Raw genomic sequence first — 16,414 nt, forward strand, 5'->3', positions numbered from 1 at the left:
AGGAGGAACCAGAATGGCAGGAAGATTTGAAGGAAGAGTTGCTTTTGTTACAGGGGGCAGCAGAGGAATCGGAAAAGGAATTGTCCAGCTTTTCGCCGAGGATGGAGCGAAGGTTGCTTTTATAGATCTGAATGAGGAAGCACTGGCGGAAACAACAAACGAGTTACGTGAGAAGGGATACGACGTTTACTCCAAAGTAGCGAATGTGACGGACTCCGGGCAGGTTGATCAGGCAATGAAAGAAGTGCATGACACTTTCGGCTCTGTCGACATCCTTGTGAACAACGCCGGTGTCATCCGCGATAACCTGCTTTTTAAAATGAGTGATTCCGACTGGCAGACGGTCATGGACGTCCATCTGAAAGGTTCATTCAATGCAGCGAAAGCAGCTCAGAAGTATATGGTTGAACAGAAATATGGCCGGATCATCAACATTTCGTCAACCTCCGCACTTGGAAACAGGGGCCAGGCAAACTATGCAGCGGCAAAAGCAGGACTCCAGGGTTTCACTAAAACACTTGCGATTGAACTGGGACGTTATGGAATCACAGCTAACTCAGTCGCTCCAGGCTTCATCGAGACGGAAATGACAAAGGAAACAGCAGCTCGAATCGGAATCTCTTTCGATGACCTGATCAAACACAGTGTCGCGGGCATTCCGGTCGGCAGGAGCGGTAAACCTGCAGATATCGCCAATGCAGTTGCTTTCTTTGCTGATGAAAAATCGTCCTTTGTCAACGGCCAGGTCATTTATGTAGCTGGCGGTCCAAAAAATTAATGTGAGGTGAGAAGTCAGTGTTCAAAGAGCATATTGGCAAAAAGTCCAGTAAAGTTAAAAACATTGTGGAACGCGGCGCTGTCAGGAAGTTTGCCGAATCCATCGGAGATCTTCATCCCATTTTCATTGATGAGGAAACAGGCAAAAGGTCAAGATATAACAGGAACATTGCGCCGCCTACTTTTCCAAGGGTATTCGATTACGGAATAATCGAGGGGTTAAATCTACCTAATAAAGGACTGATCCATGGGGAACAAACTTATCATTACGAGCGCCCTTTGCTTGTAGGTGAAGAAATAACCTGTTACTCGGTGATCAAAAATTATTTCGAAAAGAAAGGAACCCAGGGTGAAATGGGCTTCCTGGTTTTAGAAAGCTTTGGTGAAGACGAAATGGGAAAACTAGTCTTTTCCTCCACGCAAACGGTCATTATCACGGAAGCAGTGAGGAAGGTGTTGATTGGATGAGCAGCTTAGCAGAATTGAAGGTAGGAGAATCCCTGAAGGAGGTTCAGCTTGATCCGGTCGACCGGATTACCCTGATCAAATATGCCGGGGCTTCGGGAGATTACAATCCAATCCATACAATCGATGAAGAAGCGAAAAAAGCGGGGTTACCGGGAATCATTGCTCACGGCATGTGGACAATGGGGAACCTGGCAAAGCTTTTCACCGAATTTTATGAAGAAGGATTCATTCAAGATTATACAATTCGGTTTAAAGGAATGGTCTTCCTGAATGACGTCGTCACTCTCCAGGCAGAACTGGCAGAGGAAAATGAGAACATCCTCAGATTCAACGTTAGAGCAGTCAATCAAAACGGCAATGAAGTCATTAAGGGAGATGTCCTGTATCATCGGTATGCTTCTTAATAACCAAAAACCCGGCATAGAATTGCTGGGTTTATGCCATTTAGGTCTAAAACGGGTTTTTCAGGAAAAACGCTTCGGGTTTGAGAATTTTAACAAAATCTCGAATTTCAATATAGAAATAGCAGAAACGAGGTGTTAAAACCAAGTGAACTTTGATTTTGATGAGGATTTACTGGCTTTAAAAAGAAATGTCCGTGATTTTATCCAGGATGAGGTCGAACCTGTTGCGATGCAAATTGAGGAAGAGGACAAAATTCCGGAAAACATCATCCAGTTATCCAGGGAGATGGGCCTTTTCGGATTAAGCATACCTGATGAATACGGCGGACTGGGAATCGGAATGGTGGAGAAATGCGCACTGTATGAGGAAATCGGCCAGACGCATAATGGGTATACGACTTTGATTGGCGCCCACACAGGAATCGGCACAGTCGGGATCGTCGAGCTTGGCAATGAGCAGCAAAAACGAAAATACTTGCCTGCAATGGCCAGCGGAGAAAAAATCGGTGCCTTCGCCCTCACAGAACCTGATGCAGGGTCGAACGCGGCCAACTTAAAAACGACCGCCGTAAGGAAAGGCGATAAATATGTGCTGAACGGTTTGAAGCACTATATTACGAATGCAGTAGAGGGTAGTGTTTTTACAGTGATGGCAGTGACGGATTCTGAAAAAGGCGCAAAGGGGATCACTTCTTTTATCGTCGAGAAGGACTTTCCTGGCTTCAAGCTCGGCAAAGTGGAAAAAAAGATGGGTCTGAAGGGATCCCATTCTGCTGAATTGGTGTTCGAGGATTGCGAGGTCCCGGTTGAAAATGTTCTTGGGACCGAAGGCCAGGGCTATGTAAATGCCTTGAAAATACTGGCGAACGGAAGGGCAGGCCTCGCTGCGAGAAATCTGGGGTCTTGCCAGAAGCTCCTTGACATGTCTGTTGCCTATGCCAAGGAGAGGGTCCAGTTCGCGAACCCGATCATCAAGCATCAGGCAGTTAGCCATATGCTGGCGGAAATGGCAGTTGAAATCGAAGCACTCAGGTCTTTTACATACCGAGTTGCCTGGATGGTAGATTCCAGACAGAAGGTCATCAAGGAAGCGGCCATGTTAAAGCTCTATGGATCGGAGGTTTATAACAGGGTCGCCGACAAAGCAGTCCAGATTCACGGAGGTCTCGGTTATATATCTGATTATCCAGTCGAAAGATTCTTCCGTGACGCTCGAATCACAAGGATTTATGAGGGTACGTCGGAAATCCAGAAAAACATTATTGCTTCTCAGCTGGAAAAAGAATATTAATAAGCGAACATACCAACTAGTTAGTATCAAAAAGGAAAGAGGTGGTATGGATGAATTTCAACCATACGGAGAAGGTCAAAGAATACCAGGCCAGGCTGTCAGAGTTCATGGATGAATACATTTATCCAAATGAGAAGGTGTATAAAGACCAAATTGATAAAAAAGACCCATTTTCCAAAGTTCCCCCAATCATGGAAGAACTGAAGGAGAAGGCGAAAGAAAAAGGACTCTGGAATTTGTTTTTACCAGAGAGTGAATACGGCGAAGGCCTTACCAACCTTGAATACGCACCGCTTTGTGAAATCATGGGAAGGTCAAGCATCGCTCCAGAGGTGTTCAATTGTGCTGCGCCTGATACGGGCAATATGGAAGTGCTTGTCCGCTACGGAACGGAGGAACATAAGGAACAATGGCTTAAACCGCTCCTCGACGGCGAAATCAGGTCCTGCTTCTCGATGACAGAGCCGGACGTCGCCTCCTCGGACGCAACGAATATCCAGGCAAGCATCATCCGTGATGGCGATGAGTATGTCATTAATGGAACGAAATGGTGGTCATCTGGTGCAGGAGATCCGCGCTGCAAGATTGCGATCGTGATGGGTAAAAATGATCCTGATGCCCCGAAGCATGAGCAGCAATCTATGATTCTTGTTCCGCTTGATTCACCTGGTGTAACGATTAAGAGAATCCTGCCTGTTTTCGGTTACGACCATGCCCCCCATGGACATGCGGAAATAGAATACAAGAATGTGAGGGTGCCAGCCTCCAACATGCTATGGGGTGAAGGAAAAGGCTTCGCCATTGCCCAGGGCCGGCTGGGACCAGGGAGAATCCATCATTGCATGAGAACAATCGGTGCGGCTGAACGTGCACTAGAAGAGATGTCAAAACGGGTCCTTCAGAGAACCGCATTCGGGAAAAAACTCGCCGAACAGGGCGTCATCCAGGAGTGGATCGCGGAAGCAAGGATCGATATCGAGCAGGCAAGGCTCCTTACTTTAAAGGCAGCCTACATGATGGATACAGTCGGCAACAAAGAAGCCAAGGCTGAGATTGCGATGATCAAAGTGGTTGCGCCTAATATGGCACTCAAAATCATCGACAGGGCGATCCAGGCATTCGGCGCGGCGGGTGTAAGTGATGACTTCACGCTCGCAGCGGCATGGGCGAATATCAGGACATTAAGATTGGCGGATGGTCCGGATGAGGTCCATAAACGAGCCATTGCAAGGTACGAACTGAAAAAATATATGTAAGGAGGAGACATCAATGCATGTATCTGAACTATTTTCACTAAAAGGAAAAGTAGCGATTGTCACAGGCGGGGGCAGAGGCCTTGGAGAACAAATCGCGATTGGATTCGCAGAGGCAGGTGCCAATGTGGTCGTTTGCTCACGACGAGTAGAAGCGTGCGAAGAAGTCAGCGGGAAGCTGAAGGAAATCGGAGTTGACTCGCTTGCTTTGAAATGTGACATCACCAACCCGGAAGATGTGAAAAACGTAGTAGAACAGACCGTCGAGAAATTCGGCAGGATCGATATCCTGGTCAATAACAGCGGAGCTTCCTGGGGAGCGCCGGCGGAGGAAATGCCGCTTGAAGCATGGCAAAAGGTCCTGAATGTCAATGTGACAGGAACGTTCTTAATGTCACAGGCTGCTGGAAAAGTGATGCTGGAGCAAAGGTCAGGAAAGATCATCAATATTGCTTCGGTTGCAGGGCTGAAAGGGTCCAATCCCAAAGTGATGGATGCGATTGGATATAACGCAAGCAAAGGTGCTGTCATTACTTTTACAAAGGACCTCGCAGCAAAATGGGGGCCGCGAGGAATTTACGTAAATGCGATTGCACCAGGTTTTTTCCCGACAAAGATGTCAAAAGGTCTGCTTGAAAAAGGCGGCCAGACGATTCTTGAAGGAACTCCTTTACGGAAATTCGGATCTGACACTGATCTTAAGGGAGTAGCAGTATTCCTGGCAGCATCAGCATCTGATTATATTACCGGTGATGTAGTGGTGGTCGATGGAGGAACGCATGTACTTTAAAGAAGGGGGGACCTGCCATGAATAGAGATGCAGTCATTGTATCTGCAGTCAGGACAGCAATCGGCAGGCAGGGTGGAGCACTTGCTTCGGTACCTGCCCATGTTTTTGGGGCAGAGGTGATCAAAGAGGCAATCAGAAGGGCAAACGTACAGCCTGAAATGGTCGAGGATGTCATAATGGGGAATGTGATCAGCGGAGGCGGCAACATTGCCCGACTCACAGCGCTGCAAACAGGACTTTCACTTGAATTGCCAGGCCTGACGATCGACCGCCAGTGCGGATCGGGAATAAATGCGGTAAATCTTGCCGCCCAGGCAATTATGTCAGGGATTGGCGATGTCTATGTTGCCGGCGGGATCGAAAGCATGAGCAGGGCACCTTATTTAATGGATAAACCAGAAAGACCTTACAGCCCTGTGCCGCCAAGTTTCAGGAAGTCCCAGCTGTCACCGAAAGAAATCGGCGATCCGCCAATGGGGATCACAGCGGAAAATCTAGTAACAAAGTATTCAATCAGCAGGGAAGAACAAGATCAATTCGCGCTCGAAAGCCAGCAAAAAATGGCGGCTGCGATGGCTGAAGGCCGGTTCGACGAACAGATTGTCCCAATATCGATACCTGTTCGAAAAGGGACACCAGTCATTTTTAACAAGGATGAGCATCCACGGCCGCAAACGACTTTGGAAGCCCTGGCTCAACTTAAACCAGCCTTTTTACCGAATGGGACGGTCACAGCCGGGAGCAGTTCCGGCCTGAATGATGCCGCTGCAGCTCTTATTGTCATGTCAAGGGGAAAAGCACAGCATTTAGGTGTGAAACCAATGGCAGTAGTAAGGGAGCAGGCAGTCGCCGGGGTGGATCCGAATATCATGGGCATTGGACCAGTACCAGCAGTCAGAAAAGTTCTTGAAAAGTCTGGCCTGACTCTCGATGACATGGACATCATCGAAATAAATGAAGCATTCGCGGCACAGGTCATTGCCTGTGACAGAGAGTTGAACATGGATCCTTCAAAAGTCAATATAAATGGCGGGGCGATTGCCCATGGACATCCATTGGGAGCAACAGGAGCGATCCTGATCACAAAAGCGGTTTATGAGCTTGAGCGAAGAGGCGGACGGTACGCCCTTATCACTGCATGCATCGGCGGCGGCCAGGGAATCGCAACAATCATTGAACGAGAATAGAAATTTCACCTAAAAGGAGGATTGGTTCTTATGGCTTCTGATACGATTCCAATCAGACCAGGCGAAGAACTTGATACCAGCTCAATCGAATACTATTTAAGGAAGCAATTGCACAATCTTCCTGACGATAACCTGACGATTGAACAATTCAGCTTTGGTAAATCCAATTTAACTTATCAGCTGAAGATGGGGGAGTGGGAAGCGGTCCTGCGGCGCCCCCCTCTTGGTCCTGTGGCACCAAAAGCACATGATATGGAAAGGGAATATAAAATCCTGAAAGAGATCAGCCCTCATTTCGCGGCTGCTCCGGAACCTTATCTGTTTGCAGATGAAAGTGTCATCGGAAGTCCATTTTTTGTGATGGAAAGAAAGCGCGGCATTGTCCTTGACACTGATTTTCCTGAAGGCATTACGCCTGGCAGACAGATATGCAGGTCTTTGTCAGAAACAATGGTCAATCATCTTGTGGAGCTGCACAGCATTGATTATACAAAGACAAGGCTTACGGAAATGACAAAACCCGAAGGCTTCATGGAAAGGCAGGTCATAGGCTGGATCCGCCGTTATGAGCGAGTGGAAACAGATATCGTCGAAGGCGTGGAGCATTTGAAGCAATGGATGCTGAGGAATGTATCGGAATCGGAAACGCCGGCAATTATCCATTACGATTACAAATTGAATAACTCAATGTTCAATGATGAATTGACGAAAATGGTTGGATTGTTCGACTGGGAGATGACAACCGTAGGTGATCCGCTAGCCGATTTAGGTGTTGCGATGAGCTATTGGATACAACCCGATGACTCTGATCTTTTGAAAAAAGGGATGGGAAAGCCTCCCGTCACGGTCACACCCGGGTTCATGACTCGTGATGAATTTATGGAGGATTATGCAAGAAAAAGCGGCAGGGATCTGGCTAACATGAACTTTTATCAAACATTTGCTTATTTCAAGCTTGCAGTCATTTGCCAGCAAATCTATTACAGGTGGAAAAAGGGACAAACGAAGGATCCCCGCTTTGCGCACCTTGATAAGTTTGTCAGCAGCCTGATCCAATATGCCCTTTACACTGCAGAAAAGAAATGACAGAAAGGGGCTGAAGGATGATGAAGGTCCACCTTTTGCTAAAAAAAGAGGACATCGATAAACAGAAAATGGCCGATAACAAAATCGCTGTTGTTTTCGATGTTCTGCTGGCTACTTCCACTATCGCATCAGCACTTGAGTTCGGCGCGAAAGAAGTGATCCCGGTCCTGGATGGAAAGGCTGCCGAACAGGAAGCTGCCGGCAGGGAAAAAGACAGTTTCGTTCTCGTCGGTGAATATCAAGGGAAAACAATCGACGGGTTTCTGTCTCCAAATCCTCTGGAACTGAAAGAAAAAATCTCGGGGAAATCTGTCATTCTATCTACCACTAATGGAACGGTCGCACTCAAAAATTCTGCGAATGCCAACGCAGTATATGCGGCATCCCTGTTGAACTGCAAGGCAGTTGCCAATCATATTATTAAAGAATATCAGGGTGAGACAATCGTGGTTGTCTGCTCGGGCTCTTCCAATGAATTCAATGTCGAAGATTTCCAGGGAGCGGGCTGCTTCATTGACTGCCTCATCAAGCAATTCGGCGACAAATTCTTTCTAACTGATTCAGCCTACGCTGCGTATAGTTTCTACCATGGGCACAATCAAAATAGTGACGATATCCTAAAAGCTTCCCGGGTCGGACGGATGCTGAGTAAATATGGATTTGCCAAGGAAATCGAATTTGTTTCCCAGCAAAATATATTCAACAAGGTTCCTAAGCTTATAGATAAAAAACGTATTATTTCAGTTTGAAATGATAGCGTTTACATAAAAGGAGGACAATATATGGAATTAAAACCTGAAGTCAAAGCGTTGCTCGATGTATTTTCCAAAAATCCTGTTCCGCCGCTGGAACAGCTGCCATTAGAGGAAGCCAGAAAGGGATTTGAACAATCTGCTAAACAAATGAGCAGAGCTGAAAAACGGGCAAAAACAGAAGACCGGATGATTAATGGATATAACGGAGAAATAAAGGTCAGGATTTATACGCCTGAGAGCACAGAAGAGTCAAAGCTGCCAGCCATTGTTCACTATCATGGAGGCGGCTGGGTGATTGGCAACATTGAAACACATGATGCCCTCTGCCACACATTATCATGTGAAGCTGAATGTATAGTCGTTTCTGTGGATTACAGTCTTGCACCAGAAAATAAATTTCCGGTTGCAGTAGAGGATTCGTATCTAGCTGCTCAATGGGTGTTTGAAAACGCAGATGAACTGAATATCGATGAAAACTTTATCGCAGTCGCAGGTGACAGTGCAGGAGGAAATCTTGCTGCTGTTGTCAGCTTTCTTGCAGTCGAAAGGCAGACACCTCCGATTGCTTATCAAATGCTGTTTTACCCGTCTACAGGCTTTGAATATACTCCATCCTACGAAAAATACGGCGAAGGCTACTATTTAACGAAGTCCACAATGAACTGGTTCCGTGAGCAATACCTGAACACACCAGCTGATATACAAAACCCTCTGGCGGCACCTTTGCTGATTCCTGATGCTGTAACTGAAAAACTTCCGCCAGCTTTTATCATGACAGCTGAACTTGATCCTCTATGCGATGGCGGTGAGCACTTCGCCATGAAACTGAAAAAAGCAGGAGTAGAAACTGAATATGTGTGCGTTCCAGGAATGCTCCATGGATTTCTCGGAATGACCGAATTCCTGCCAGACGGCAAGAAATCAATCAGAGATGCCGCAAAAGCTTTCAAAAACAGAAGCTCTCTTAAACCAGTTGAATAAAAAATCAGGAGGAATGAATGATGCCTAATCTTCATTTTGAGCATTGGACAAAAATCTCTAAATCTCTGAAATTGCCAGAAACATCACTCTATGAAAATTTAAAAGTCAGTGCAGCGAGATACCCTGACCAAAGTGCAATCTACTATTATGGCCATACAATTTCCTACAAGGAACTTGATGAGGAAGTCAACGACCTTGCAGGCTTCCTTCAACAGAAGCTGGGAGTAACAAAAGGGGAAAGAGTCCTGTTATTTATGCAGAACTCCCCGCAATTTGTGATTGGGTTTTATGCGATTTCAAGGGCAGATGCAGTCGTGGTCCCAATCAACCCGATGCTTACACCAGAAGAGCTAAGCTTTTATATAAAGGATTGTGAAATTAATACTGCGCTGGTTGGCCAGGAGCTTTATGACAAGGTCCAGCCCCTCGTAGGAACGACTCCATTAAATAATGTTGTCGTCGCTGCTTATTCTGATTATAAAGGGGATGAATTCAGCGGAACGGTGCCTCCGGAAGCAGAAGCAGCAAGAAATGTTTACAATCAGGCAGGACACTTCCACTGGAAGGAAGCCATCGAGGCAAAATATGAGCCAGGAGAACATACGACCAGCGCAGATGACCTTGTCGTGCTTCCATATACTTCTGGTACTACTGGCCTTCCAAAAGGATGTATGCATACGAACCGCACAGTTCAGGCAAATACCATCGGTGCCTATCACTGGTCGAGCTCTACCACCAGTGCGGTTCATTTAACCACCCTGCCATTGTTCCATGTTACCGGAATGGTCCACAGCATGCATATGCCGATTTACTCCGGCAGTACGATGGTGCTGATGACAAGGTGGAACCGCGAAGCAGCGGTTGAACTGATTAAATCACAAGGATGCACGCACTGGGTGGCAATTGCAACCATGATTGTCGACTTCCTTGCAAATCCCAAGCTGATCCCAGAGGATATCGCAACGTTAACCTCGATTTCAGGCGGCGGCGCAGCGCTCCCTGAGGCAGTTGGAGAAAAACTGTACAAACTTACAGGCCTGAGGTTTGTGGAAGGCTACGGTCTTTCAGAAACTATTGCCCAGACCCATTTTAACCCGCCTGACAGGCCTAAAATGCAGTGCCTCGGCATTCCGTCCTTTGATGTCGATGCTAGGATTATAGAACCCTCAACCGGAAAAGAACTTGGTGCAGGAGAGATAGGTGAGATTGTCGTCAATGGCCCGCAGGTAATGGTTGGCTATTACAACAGGGAAGATGAAAACAGGAATTCATTCATTGACATAGACGACAAGAAGTTTTTCAGAACAGGGGACATAGGCCGCTTCGATGAAGAAGGGTACTACTTTATGGTCGACCGCGTCAAAAGGATGATCAATGCCTCTGGTTATAAGGTATGGCCAACTGAAGTGGAATCGTATCTTTACAAACATCCGGCGATACAGCAGGCGGTAGTGGTTGGTATCCCAGACCCAAGAAGAGGGGAATCCGTGAAAGCCTTCGTGATTCTGAATGAGGGGTACGATGGAGAAATAAGTGAAGATGAAATAATTGAATGGTCCAAACACCATATGGCGGCCTATAAATATCCTCGCGAGGTCGAGTTCAGGTCACAATTCCCAATGACAAGCAGCGGCAAGATATTATGGCGTAAATTACAGGAGGAAGAACGGGAAAAGGCTGAAAAGGAGGTAAGGTAAGAGCATTCCGTCTATCAAATTTTAAGGAGGATCTTGATGGAGATTTTGGTTCAGCAGCTGTTCAATGGGCTTACCATAGGAAGTGTTTATGCGCTCGTGGCCCTTGGGCTGACTCTAGTTTACGGTATCCTTCATATCCCGAATTTCGCCCATGGCGCCCTCTATATGATGGGTGGTTATATAACCTTGATGATGATGGTCCAGTATGGCCTTCATTATTGGCTGGCGATCCTTGTTTCTGTCATTGTTGTCGGACTTATTGGGGTACTGATGGAACGATTGGTATTTTACCCATTACGGCACGCACCGCCGATACACGACAAAATTGCCGCTATCGGAATACTGTTGTTCCTGGAAGCTTTTGCCCAGTATATCTGGGGAGCGGACTATCAAACAATGCCTACACCATATGGCCAGGTCATCCAGTTATTCGGTTTGACCTTTACTATGCAAAGATTACTGATCATCATTGCAGCGATTACTGTCATGGTGCTGCTTTACCTTTTCCTGAAAAAGACATATACAGGGGCTTCCATAATCGCCATGTCACAAGACCGTGACGGAGCTAACCTTGTAGGAATCAATACGAACCGGGTCGCGATGCTGACGTTCCTGATATCCGGAGGGCTTGCGGCGATCGCCAGCTCTCTGGCTGCGCCGATCAATCTAGTTTTTCCAGGCATGGGACAGCTAGTCATCTTAAAAGCGTTTGTCATCATCATTCTTGGCGGTATGGGCAGCATTCCAGGAGCCATCATCGGCGGCTATATTTTAGGGTTCAGCGAAAGCCTTGGTGCAACGTATATATCAAACGATTATAAAGATATCATCGCTTTCATCCTGTTGGTGGTCATTCTTTCAGTAAAACCAACAGGTCTCTTTGCAAAGGGGGGACACTAGTGGCGAAGATTTTTAATAAGCGGAATATCATTCTGACCCTTATGCTTTTTGCCATCGTCTTTCCATTTGTGACGCAAAATGACTATTTCATCCATGTTATGACTCTCTCTTTCATCTGGATGATTGGTGTCTATGGGCTTAATCTATTGGCCGGCTACACAGGATACCTTTCATTGGCGCATGCTGGATTCTTTGCGGTTGGCGCCTATTCCTTAGGGCTTTTAACAGTAAAAGCGCAGATGAATTTCTGGACGGCTTTTGTTCTGGCCCTGATGATTACCAGCATTCTTGGATTTTTGGTTGGTCTGATTGCTCTAAGGACAAAAGAGCACTTCTTTGCCATTTATACGCTTTGTGTAGGTTATATCCTTTACCTTGTCATTGATAAGTGGGACAGCTTAACCGAAGGCGTCCGAGGACTGATCGGGATTCCGGCACCCGCAAACATTGGGCCGATTTCCTTTGAGACACCCTTATCACAATACTACCTTGTCCTCGTTATCCTGCTGGTTGTCATCCTGATTGTTTACCGTATTGTGCATTCCCTGACAGGAAGGACTTACATTGCTATTCGCAATAGTGAGGATTTGGCACAAACCATCGGTATATCCACTATGAAAAATAAACTTGAAGCATTCGTACTTTCAACTTTTTTTGCAGGATTGTCAGGTGCTCTATACGCCTCTTTCATCCGCTTCATAGGGCCTGATATAGGAAACATTGTCATCACCTTTGATCTGCTGACCTACCTGTTGATCGGCGGAATCGGCACGCTTTCAGGTCCAATCGTAGGCACTGTTTTGGTCGTCTGGATTTCACAGCAGCTGCAATTCCTCCAGGATTACCGCATGTTAATTTTTGGTCCGATTCTTACACTGCTGGTGATCTTTTATCCCCGAGGAATAGCAGGTTCGATTGCCGGATGGAATGCAAGACGTGCGGAGAAAAAGCTTGCACAAGCCCAGCTGGACGAACGGTTTTCACAAAGAGCAATAACTGCAGAAAATCAGGTGAAGGAGGGGTAAGGATGTTCCTTGAAACTAAGAATTTAACGAAGAAATTTGGCGGTTTGACAGCAGTGAACAGCGTTGATTTTACAGTTGAAAAAGGGAAGATCAATGCTATCATCGGACCTAATGGTGCTGGAAAGTCCACGTTTTTCAATTTAATCAGCGGCTTCCACCCTCCGAGCTCAGGCAGCATTATTCTGAAAGGCCAGGATATCACCAATATGCCTTCTAATAAAATAGCTGAACTGGGAATTGCGCGCACCTTTCAAACTACCAATCTATTTGAGCAGTCAACTGTGCTTGACAATGTGTTCGTCGGCCACAGATTAAGGACAAAATCAAATTTGCTGGATGCTGTTTTAAGATCAAAGAGGTTGAAAAGAGAGGAAGAACAATGCCGTGAAAAAGCTCTCGAAGTGATTCGATTTACCGGACTGGAAAAGGTTGCCGGGAAATTGGTTGGCAGCCTGACTCAGGAAGAGAAAAAGCGGACGGCCTTTGCGCTGGCCCTTGCGACGGAACCGGAAATTGTTTTTCTTGATGAGCCTGCAGCCGGAGTAAATCCTGATGAAACCGAGGGGCTGGCACAATTAATGAAGAAAATGGTTGATAGCGGAATCACTGTCTGTTTGATTGAGCACAAAATGCAAATGATCATGAAACTGGCAGACAAAATTATGGTTCTAAACTATGGAGAGAAAATCGCAGAGGGCACTCCCGAAGAAATACGGAATGACTCCAATGTCATCAAGGCTTATCTGGGAGGGAGCGCCAGTGCTTAAACTGCAGGATGTTTCAGTAAAATACAGAAGCTTCACAGCTGTCCATAATGTAGATCTTGAAGTTCATCCCGGCCAAATCGTTGTTTTGCTAGGGGCGAACGGGGCTGGGAAAAGCACCATATTCAAGACGATCAGCGGGCTGAACAAAGCATCAACTGGAATTATCGAATTTGAAGGCGAATCTCTTAACAAACGTTCTCCTGATAAAATTGTCCAGTCAGGCATTGTCCAGTGTGCAGAAGGACGTAAACTGTTCCCTTCAATGTCAGTAGAGGAAAATTTGAAGATGGGGGCCTATGTCCATAGAAAGCACAAGAAAGGGATAAAGCAGTCGATGAAACACGTATTTGAACTATTCCCGATTTTAGAAGAGAAGCAGGATGATATGGCTGGTTCACTGAGTGGGGGCCAGCAGCAAATGCTTGCGATTGGCAGAGCACTCATGGCAAAACCGAAGCTGATGCTTCTCGACGAACCTTCCATCGGACTCGCTCCGTTGATTGTTGAGCAGATGTTTGAAGTAATCAAAACGATCAATACCGAGGGTACTACGATTCTGCTTGCAGAACAAAATGCAAATGCAGCCTTGAAAATTGCCGATAAAGGATATGTTTTTGAAAATGGGGCGGTTGTGCTCGAAGGTACTTCAGACGAACTGTTCGCGAATGATGAGATTAAGAAAGCTTATATAGGTGCTTAATACAACTTCTGTCTATAGGGAGGTGGTTGCGAAGCGGTCTACAATTTTAGTTCTGAATATTAAGAAAATAATTAAGGGGGAAAGCAAATGAAGAAGCCTAAACTGTTATTAGTCTTAAGTGTGATGTTTGCTTTGATTTTCAGCCTTGCCGCTTGCAACAATTCTGAAAAAACGGATACTGGAGGAACAGATGCTGAAGCTCAATCAGGAGAAGGAACGATTAATATTGGATATACAGGGCCGTTAAGCGGATCGGCAGCCTTTTATGGCGAACGTACCTTAAACGGTGTCCAAATGGCAGCCGAGGAAATTAACAATGCTGGCGGAGTCGAAGTAAATGGCAAGAAGTATAAATTCAATGTCGTCTCCCTGGATGACAAATATTTGCCGAATGAAGCCGGAGCAAATGCAAAGAGACTGATGCAGGAGAACAAGACGCCGATTATTTTCACACCGCACAGTGGCGGGGTAGCTGCAATGCAGGTGTTTAACCAGCAGGAAAAATTCATTATTGGTGCCTATACTAGTGAACCTAAGGTCACTGAAGGCGGCAATAAATTAACGGTCAGGATCCCTCCTCGTTATGATGGCTACCTTGAGCCATTCACAAATTATACAATGGAGAAATTCGGCAAGAAAATCGCCTTCCTTCCTACTGCTTCACAATACGGTAAAGACTGGGCAGAAAAGCTGCAGCCTCACTGGGAAAAGGCAGGCGGGGAAGTAGTTTATAACTCTTCTATTGACTTCGCGAAAGATACAGATTTCTTTACGATCATAACCAATGCTCTGAAGGAGAAGCCTGATGTATTATTTATCGGCGGACCGTCCGAGCCAACCGCTAAAGTTGCCAAACAAGCGAGAGAACTAGGCTTCAAAGGTGGATTCATTGTCATGGACCAAGCTAAGTTTGATGAAATGAAGAAAGTAACCGGCAGCTATGACGTCCTTAATGGATCCATTGGAGTTATGCCGCTAGTAGATTCTGACAGTCCTGGCATTCCGGAATTCGTGAAGAATTATCGTGCCAAATATAATGAAGATCCAGGTTCCGAGGCTGGCCTGAATTATATTGCCATGTATGTTTTTGCTGAAGCGATAAAAGCAGCGGGATCTGTAGATGATCCCGAAAAAATCATGGAGCACATGCAGGACGGATTGGATAACCTGCCAGAAGACAAACATGTTTATGTCATTCCAAAGATTGACCAGAATGGCGGATTTGAAGGTGAGCTGATCGTTGCAGCAATTGAGGATGGAAAAGTCGTGCCTATCAAGGCCGATTAATGAGGGCGTTGGGCGTAAGTATAGATGCCCAACTCCCTTATGGAAAAACGACTATCTCTCTCTGAACAGCCTAATCTAATGGAAATAAACCAAAATAGATAGCGGCAGTTAAAATGACTGCCGCTATTATCTTTGCTTTCAAGTTTTCGAAACAATTACAATAGTGAATAAGAACTAGCATAAATGAAAGGGGGAGACTACATGAGTAATAGGGTCGGCATAGATGCTGGAGGGTCATTAATAAAGATTGCTTATGAGGAGGATGGCAGGTTTCATTATCGCAAACATACGATAGCAGAAATGGACGGTACATTAAATTGGCTGAAAACAGTTTTCCCGAATGAAATGATTTCACTGACAGGCGGGAGAGCCGGAATTATTAAAACCAGATTTTTTCCGGAAGCAGAGATTGTCGATGAATTTAGCGCCGCATGTGATGGTGCGAATTACTTAATGATGCAGGAAGGCTTGTCTAATGCCGAAAATTCCTTACTTATCAATATTGGCACCGGCACTTCCTGGTTTAAAATGAATGGCGAAAGCTATAGCAGGGTTCTTGGCAGTGGAATTGGCGGCGGAACTTTTATGGGGATGGGAAAGCTTCTTGCTGATTCCAGCGATTTCGCAACTCTTGTCGGTTTGGCTGCAACCGGCGACAAAGGGAACCTGGACCTCCTGGTGAAGGATATCTATCATCCGGAAGAACCACCAATTCCTGGCGACTTAACTGCAAGCAACTTTGCCAAAACGGAAGAAATCAATTCAAGCTCTACAGCCGATCAAATGGCATCAATTCTAAATATGATCGCAGAAACGATAACCCTTCTAACTCTCCAGACAGCAACTCTACACAACACAAAGAAGGTAATCTTCATAGGAAGTACGCTCACAGGCAATAAGCCATTGCGGAATAGCCTTGAGTTTTATTGTCAAATGTCGGGGCTGGATTCATACTTCCTGCAAAACGGGGAATTCAGCGGGTCAATTGGGGCTCTGCTAAAGTAAAAGAGAAGAATCCATTTACCGGATTCTCCTCTTCCTAAAGT

Annotated in this window: 17 protein-coding genes; all 17 read left to right on the plus strand. The window is 45.9% G+C overall.

The annotated features are described in order from the left end of the window. Positions 1-13 precede the first annotated feature (13 nt). The 17 genes from fabG (at position 14) to coaW (ending at position 16,373) form a co-directional block, all read left to right on the plus strand. The gene (gene fabG / locus RH061_RS11540; protein ID WP_311076202.1) at positions 14-778 is read left to right on the plus strand and encodes a 3-oxoacyl-ACP reductase FabG; all 765 of its coding nucleotides are present in this window, start codon (positions 14-16) and stop codon (positions 776-778) included. Positions 779-795: 17 nt separating this feature from the next. Continuing rightward, positions 796-1,245: a MaoC family dehydratase N-terminal domain-containing protein gene (locus RH061_RS11545; protein ID WP_311076205.1), complete on the plus strand. Its 450-nt coding sequence runs from the start codon at positions 796-798 to the stop codon at positions 1,243-1,245. After that, entirely contained in the window at positions 1,242-1,649 is a 408-nt protein-coding gene (locus RH061_RS11550; RefSeq protein ID WP_311076206.1) for a MaoC/PaaZ C-terminal domain-containing protein, read from the plus strand. The genes RH061_RS11545 and RH061_RS11550 overlap by 4 nt, the downstream gene beginning before the upstream one ends. A 145-nt stretch (positions 1,650-1,794) precedes the next feature. Further along, the gene (locus tag RH061_RS11555) at positions 1,795-2,940 is read left to right on the plus strand and encodes an acyl-CoA dehydrogenase family protein (RefSeq protein ID WP_311076207.1); all 1,146 of its coding nucleotides are present in this window, start codon (positions 1,795-1,797) and stop codon (positions 2,938-2,940) included. Positions 2,941-2,990: 50 nt separating this feature from the next. Then, on the plus strand, positions 2,991-4,196 hold the full coding sequence (locus RH061_RS11560) for an acyl-CoA dehydrogenase family protein (protein ID WP_311076209.1): 1,206 nt from the start codon (positions 2,991-2,993) through the stop codon (positions 4,194-4,196). A gap of 13 nt (positions 4,197-4,209) precedes the next feature. Further along, positions 4,210-4,983: an SDR family oxidoreductase gene (locus RH061_RS11565; RefSeq protein ID WP_311076210.1), complete on the plus strand. Its 774-nt coding sequence runs from the start codon at positions 4,210-4,212 to the stop codon at positions 4,981-4,983. 17 nt (positions 4,984-5,000) lie between these two features. Further along, entirely contained in the window at positions 5,001-6,170 is a 1,170-nt protein-coding gene (locus RH061_RS11570; RefSeq protein ID WP_311076211.1) for a thiolase family protein, read from the plus strand. 30 nt (positions 6,171-6,200) lie between these two features. Continuing rightward, the gene (locus RH061_RS11575; protein WP_311076212.1) at positions 6,201-7,256 is read left to right on the plus strand and encodes a phosphotransferase family protein; all 1,056 of its coding nucleotides are present in this window, start codon (positions 6,201-6,203) and stop codon (positions 7,254-7,256) included. Between the two features lie 17 nt (positions 7,257-7,273). Next, positions 7,274-8,005 carry a 2-phosphosulfolactate phosphatase gene (locus RH061_RS11580; RefSeq protein ID WP_311076213.1) on the plus strand — a complete coding sequence of 244 codons (732 nt, stop codon included), beginning with the start codon at positions 7,274-7,276 and terminating at the stop codon, positions 8,003-8,005. A 33-nt stretch (positions 8,006-8,038) separates the two neighbouring features. Next, positions 8,039-8,992, plus strand: coding sequence for an alpha/beta hydrolase (locus RH061_RS11585; RefSeq protein WP_311076214.1), 954 nt, complete (start codon positions 8,039-8,041; stop codon positions 8,990-8,992). A gap of 20 nt (positions 8,993-9,012) precedes the next feature. After that, positions 9,013-10,689 carry a long-chain fatty acid--CoA ligase gene (locus RH061_RS11590; protein ID WP_311076375.1) on the plus strand — a complete coding sequence of 559 codons (1,677 nt, stop codon included), beginning with the start codon at positions 9,013-9,015 and terminating at the stop codon, positions 10,687-10,689. A gap of 36 nt (positions 10,690-10,725) precedes the next feature. Beyond that, positions 10,726-11,589 carry a branched-chain amino acid ABC transporter permease gene (locus RH061_RS11595; RefSeq protein WP_311076215.1) on the plus strand — a complete coding sequence of 288 codons (864 nt, stop codon included), beginning with the start codon at positions 10,726-10,728 and terminating at the stop codon, positions 11,587-11,589. Continuing rightward, positions 11,589-12,614: a branched-chain amino acid ABC transporter permease gene (locus RH061_RS11600; protein ID WP_396654877.1), complete on the plus strand. Its 1,026-nt coding sequence runs from the start codon at positions 11,589-11,591 to the stop codon at positions 12,612-12,614. The genes RH061_RS11595 and RH061_RS11600 overlap by 1 nt, the downstream gene beginning before the upstream one ends. Before the next feature lie 2 nt (positions 12,615-12,616). Beyond that, entirely contained in the window at positions 12,617-13,381 is a 765-nt protein-coding gene (locus tag RH061_RS11605) for an ABC transporter ATP-binding protein (protein ID WP_311076217.1), read from the plus strand. Then, positions 13,374-14,081, plus strand: coding sequence for an ABC transporter ATP-binding protein (locus RH061_RS11610; protein WP_311070369.1), 708 nt, complete (start codon positions 13,374-13,376; stop codon positions 14,079-14,081). The genes RH061_RS11605 and RH061_RS11610 overlap by 8 nt, the downstream gene beginning before the upstream one ends. A gap of 87 nt (positions 14,082-14,168) precedes the next feature. Then, positions 14,169-15,368: an ABC transporter substrate-binding protein gene (locus tag RH061_RS11615; RefSeq protein ID WP_311070371.1), complete on the plus strand. Its 1,200-nt coding sequence runs from the start codon at positions 14,169-14,171 to the stop codon at positions 15,366-15,368. 201 nt (positions 15,369-15,569) lie between these two features. Continuing rightward, positions 15,570-16,373 (plus strand): type II pantothenate kinase, encoded by an 804-nt coding sequence (gene coaW, locus RH061_RS11620; RefSeq protein WP_311070373.1) that lies wholly within the window; start codon positions 15,570-15,572, stop codon positions 16,371-16,373. Positions 16,374-16,414 lie beyond the last annotated feature (41 nt).

This window comes from Mesobacillus jeotgali (assembly GCF_031759225.1).
Classification (GTDB): domain Bacteria; phylum Bacillota; class Bacilli; order Bacillales; family Cytobacillaceae; genus Mesobacillus; species Mesobacillus jeotgali_B.

Coding starts and splice junctions, on each gene's coding strand:
- fabG (WP_311076202.1), top strand. CDS start 14: ATGGCAGGAAGATTTGAAGGAAGAGTTGCTTTTGTTACAGGGGGCAGC.
- RH061_RS11550 (WP_311076206.1), top strand. CDS start 1,242: ATGAGCAGCTTAGCAGAATTGAAGGTAGGAGAATCCCTGAAGGAGGTT.
- RH061_RS11560 (WP_311076209.1), top strand. CDS start 2,991: ATGAATTTCAACCATACGGAGAAGGTCAAAGAATACCAGGCCAGGCTG.
- RH061_RS11565 (WP_311076210.1), top strand. CDS start 4,210: ATGCATGTATCTGAACTATTTTCACTAAAAGGAAAAGTAGCGATTGTC.
- RH061_RS11570 (WP_311076211.1), top strand. CDS start 5,001: ATGAATAGAGATGCAGTCATTGTATCTGCAGTCAGGACAGCAATCGGC.
- RH061_RS11575 (WP_311076212.1), top strand. CDS start 6,201: ATGGCTTCTGATACGATTCCAATCAGACCAGGCGAAGAACTTGATACC.
- RH061_RS11580 (WP_311076213.1), top strand. CDS start 7,274: ATGATGAAGGTCCACCTTTTGCTAAAAAAAGAGGACATCGATAAACAG.
- RH061_RS11585 (WP_311076214.1), top strand. CDS start 8,039: ATGGAATTAAAACCTGAAGTCAAAGCGTTGCTCGATGTATTTTCCAAA.
- RH061_RS11590 (WP_311076375.1), top strand. CDS start 9,013: ATGCCTAATCTTCATTTTGAGCATTGGACAAAAATCTCTAAATCTCTG.
- RH061_RS11595 (WP_311076215.1), top strand. CDS start 10,726: ATGGAGATTTTGGTTCAGCAGCTGTTCAATGGGCTTACCATAGGAAGT.
- RH061_RS11605 (WP_311076217.1), top strand. CDS start 12,617: ATGTTCCTTGAAACTAAGAATTTAACGAAGAAATTTGGCGGTTTGACA.
- RH061_RS11615 (WP_311070371.1), top strand. CDS start 14,169: ATGAAGAAGCCTAAACTGTTATTAGTCTTAAGTGTGATGTTTGCTTTG.
- coaW (WP_311070373.1), top strand. CDS start 15,570: ATGAGTAATAGGGTCGGCATAGATGCTGGAGGGTCATTAATAAAGATT.